General features: G+C 40.4%; 4 protein-coding genes. 3 read left to right on the top strand and 1 reads right to left on the bottom strand.

Annotation, left to right across the window (positions count from 1 at the left end):
- From H5975_RS07390 to H5975_RS07380, 3 genes are all read left to right on the top strand, one after another.
- On the top strand, positions 1-443 hold a 443-nt coding region (locus tag H5975_RS07390; RefSeq protein WP_204785505.1), incomplete at its 5' end, for an ATP-dependent (S)-NAD(P)H-hydrate dehydratase.
- Positions 444-454: 11 nt separating this feature from the next.
- On the top strand, positions 455-1,267 hold the full coding sequence (locus H5975_RS07385) for a Cof-type HAD-IIB family hydrolase (RefSeq protein WP_204785504.1): 813 nt from the start codon (positions 455-457) through the stop codon (positions 1,265-1,267).
- Between the two features lie 82 nt (positions 1,268-1,349).
- Positions 1,350-2,294, top strand: coding sequence for a diacylglycerol kinase family protein (locus H5975_RS07380; RefSeq protein ID WP_342590542.1), 945 nt, complete (start codon positions 1,350-1,352; stop codon positions 2,292-2,294).
- 64 nt (positions 2,295-2,358) lie between these two features.
- Here the strand turns inward: H5975_RS07380 and H5975_RS07375 are convergent, their stop codons facing one another.
- Positions 2,359-3,945, bottom strand: a complete 1,587-nt coding sequence (locus tag H5975_RS07375) for a putative polysaccharide biosynthesis protein (RefSeq protein WP_428832688.1) — start codon at positions 3,943-3,945, stop codon at positions 2,359-2,361.
- Positions 3,946-4,265: the final 320 nt, after the last annotated feature.

Genomic DNA, 4,265 nt, shown 5'->3' with positions numbered 1-4,265 from the left:
TTGATAATCCTCAAGGACACATCATTTTTACCCCTCACCAAATGGAATGGCAACGTCTTTCCGGCATCAAAATTGCAGACGAAGCAGAAGACGTTAATCGCACAGCCCGTGATCAATTAAATGCAATTGTGGTTTTAAAAAAGCACCATACCGAAATCTACACTAAAAACGAAACTTATCAGCTTCCTATTGGTTCAGCTGCCCAAGCCACTGGAGGAATGGGCGACACCCTTGCCGGAATGATTGGTGGATTTACAGCCCAGTTCCGTGATAATATTACTCAAGCTGCACTAGCCGCTACTTATGCCCATAGTGCGATTGCTGACCAAATTGCCGAAAACCAATATGTTGTTTTACCACACCAAATTAGTCAGGCCCTGCCTGCTTTCATGAAGAAAGTATCACTAATGGGACATGACCACGCGATTGGTTTTCACAGTTAAGGAGAATTATTATGAGTTCATTTCCATACAAAATTGTGGCATTCGATATGGATGGCACCTTCCTATCTGACGACAAGCGTTTTAATCGACCATTATTTCACCAGCTTTTAACGAAGATTCATGAAAATAATGGACATGTCGTGGTGGCTTCTGGTGACCCTCTGCAGTGTCTCTTGCGATACTTTCCCGAAGAACGCGACCAATTAACAATTGTTGCTGAAAATGGTGCTCAAATTGTTGATCAAGGACAAGAGATTATGGTTAAGACTCTTAATCCATCAGTAGCTCATGAAGCGATTCATTATTTAGTCCACACAATGCATATTGAACCGGTGATTTCCGGTCATCAACAGGGGTATTTCCCTAAAGATGCTGATCCACAGGTCATTAAACATTTGGCATTTTACTACCCTCAATACGAATTAGTTGACAACTTTGACAAACTACCAGATGATCAATTCTTTCAAATTTCCTTTTTGATTACTGACGATGCGGTAGCTCCTGCTGTCAACGAACTTTCTACACAATTTGGCGACCAACTTGTTGTTACTCCAAGTGGTAACGGTTCAATGGACCTTACTACTCCTGGCATCAATAAGGGATCTGCAATTCAAAGATTACTTAACCAATGGAGTCTAACCAGTGATCAGCTCATTGCGTTTGGCGATGGTGGTAACGATGTTTCAATGTTAAACTTAGCTGGCCGCAGCTTCGCAATGCCGAATGGCGGACAAGCAGTTCATGAAGTCGCAACAGATGAAGCGGTCGCAGATAATAACCATGATGGGGTTCTTAAGACCATCCAAACATTATTAAACATTTAATGATGTGCAATATCATACTGATTATTTAAATTTAAAATGCTTAAGGGGTTGGTTTATGCCACCCTCTTTTATTTGAAGGGAAGTGATTACCATCCACTATGAAATAATTATTAATCCAGCATCCGGGAGTGGTAAAGGTACTCAAGTTTGGAAAATAATTCAACAAGCTTTGCATGACCAGCATGTCTCTTTTTCAGATCACATTAGCCATTCAGCTGGCCAACCACGACAAATTGTTCTTCAACTTTTACAAAGTCCCGCCTTCCATCCGGACTGCATTATTGTCATTGGTGGTGATGGCACCCTCCATGAAGTCATCAGCGGCCTGATGCAAGCAAAACAAAATGTGCCGATCCCAGTTGCTTATATTCCTGTGGGTACTGGTAATGATTTTGCACGTGGCTATGGTATTTCCACTAACCCCACGCAAGCTCTTCAGCAAATCCTCAATAATCATCAAATTCACACCATTAACATTGGTAAATTTAAAAATAACGATGAACGTGGCATTTTTATCAATAATTTTGGAATTGGTTTTGACGCTGCAATTGTTCATCAAACTAATGCTTCGAAAATGAAGCGCTTTTTAAATCATCACCATCTTGGTAGTCTCTCCTATATCTCTAAAGCAATTGGAGTGCTCATTCATCAGCCTTCTTTTAATGTTCAAGTGACAGTTGATTCACATCAATACCACTTTCCAAATGGCTTTCTGGTTGTTAGCAGTAATCACCCATACATTGGCGGTGGTATTCAAGTAGCCCCTGATCAAAAAATTAATCAAACTGAATTGGAGCTGGTCGTTTTAGAAAAACACGATCCTCTATCACTGCTAGGGGCGATTATTCTATTCGCTATTGGTAAGGTTGCCCATTCCCGCTTTGCTCATATTTTTCGGGGAACTACTATTAAATATCAAGTCTCCCCAGCTCAACACGGGCAAATAGATGGGGAAGAACTATCACCGCAATGTTTTAATCTTCAATTATCCTGCTCCTCCTACCCATTTTGGGAAGAACCTCTATAAACACAAAAACACCAGAAATCATCAAAATTGATGGTTTCTGGTGTTTAATTTTTACCTTCAACAATTATTTAATATGCAATTTCACACGTAATGATTCCATCCGTGGTCCTAACAAATTATCAGCTAAGCGGTAACGTAAGGCGAGATAAATAAAGACTAGCATCCCAACAATTACACCTGGAATCAGTGAGAAGAAAGCAGTGTATCGACCATACGGACTGACAATCATGCCGATTAATAACATCACTACTTTGACAATCACAAACATAATGATTGAAAAGCCAAGAATCTGATTCGTTGATTTAGCCATTTCATTAAAGTGTAAGTTAAACTCCATGTTGAAAGAGTGCAAGATGAGATAATTAACTACCATCATTGCCAATCCAGTGGCTAATAATGGTCCTAAACCTTTAACAATCATCATACATGGAATCTGTAAGATGAACTTGATGATAACCCCTACTCCTAAGTAAGTCATCATCCGCTTATTTTCAGAAATCCCCTGCATCATTGCAGCAGCAACAGAGTACATTCCTAATGGAATGGCCATAAATGCTGCAAATTCCAAAACAGTCACTCCAGCCGCATCATAACGGTAGAACACAGTATAAATTTGTTGTGCAACGGCAGCTAACCCCATCGAAGCAGGAATCATCACAAAGTAGAACAGCGTTAATGCATTTTCAATTTGTTTCCGGATTCCCTCAGTATCATTTTGCGCCCGCGCTTCAGACAATAATGGAATTGCCGTAGCAGCCATACCAGTCGCAAAAGAAATAATGATCATGTACAACTTATTCGCGTTAAATGAGAACAGTGCATAAACTGCATTAATCTGATAATTAGTGTAATGACCTAACATCCGCATGATTGGCGGAAAAGTATATTGGTCAATTAATTGAAAAATAATGATTCCTGATTCAATCACAATAAACGGAATTGCTTGGTAAATAATCTTAAAAATCAAGCTAAAAGTGGAAACACTAATATCCCGTTTCCCTCCTTGAACCAATTCATTCATTTCTCTGCGGTGATGCAGGTAAGCACTTGTAAGCACAATAATGGCTCCAATGGCACCGATAAAGGCAGCAAATGTTGATTGAGTAACTGCCACCACCCAGCTGCCTTTTTGAATCTTCATTACAAAGAATGTCGCAGCCAGCATATAGATTACCCGGAATACCTGTTCAACAAACTGTGACATCGCAGAAGGTGCCATCCAATTATATCCCTGCAGAAATCCACGGGTGATGCTCATTGGTGGAATCACCAACACGGCCCAGGCGAGCGATCGAATAACAGGAATCACGTTAGGATCACCAGCAGCTAAAATGCCAGCCGCCCCAAACATAATAATTGAACAAATAATCCCCATCGCCATGGACACATACATTCCTGAATGGTAAAGGTGGCGACTAACTCCATATTCATCCAACCCATTATAATGAGCAACCATTTTAGAAATTGCAGAAGGAATTCCAGCTGTTGCCACTTGTAAAAAGATACTATAAATATTGTATCCCTTGGCAAATAATGCGTTCGCTTGGGTACTGTAAGTTCCGAGCCATGTGACCCATGGAATGACATAAAGAGCCCCAATCAGCCGGGAAGTTACACTACCTGCTGTCATCCAAGCGGAACCAGTGACCATTTTGGCCTGAGCGTTCTTGGAAGCCGATTCCGTTTGATGACCAGTCGCATTCTCTCCAGTCTTCATATTTTCACCTTTTTCAAATTAAATTTAAATTTTCAAACAATCTTTACCATTTTATCCTTTATCTGCTCGTGAAGCAATGAGATTTGAAATTCCTTAATATTCATCTAAGTCCGTTGTAATTGCTTGAACTTGTACTCCATCCGTTTGGAACTCTTCAATTACCTTTTCCAGATCCGTTGGTTGAGGGACTTCTTCATGGTGACTTTCCAAATCAATCACTGTTAAAGCCAAGCCAATTTCAGCCCGCATGAGTG

It is taken from the genome of Limosilactobacillus coleohominis (genome assembly GCF_016901675.1).
In the GTDB taxonomy this organism is placed as follows: Bacteria; Bacillota; Bacilli; order Lactobacillales; family Lactobacillaceae; genus Limosilactobacillus; species Limosilactobacillus intestinavium.
The sequence above is the reverse complement of the archived record's forward strand: the minus strand, read 5'-3'. Positions and strand labels throughout refer to the sequence as shown.

Coding starts and splice junctions, on each gene's coding strand:
- H5975_RS07375 (WP_428832688.1), bottom strand. CDS start 3,945: ATGGTCACTGGTTCCGCTTGGATGACAGCAGGTAGTGTAACTTCCCGG.
- H5975_RS07385 (WP_204785504.1), top strand. CDS start 455: ATGAGTTCATTTCCATACAAAATTGTGGCATTCGATATGGATGGCACC.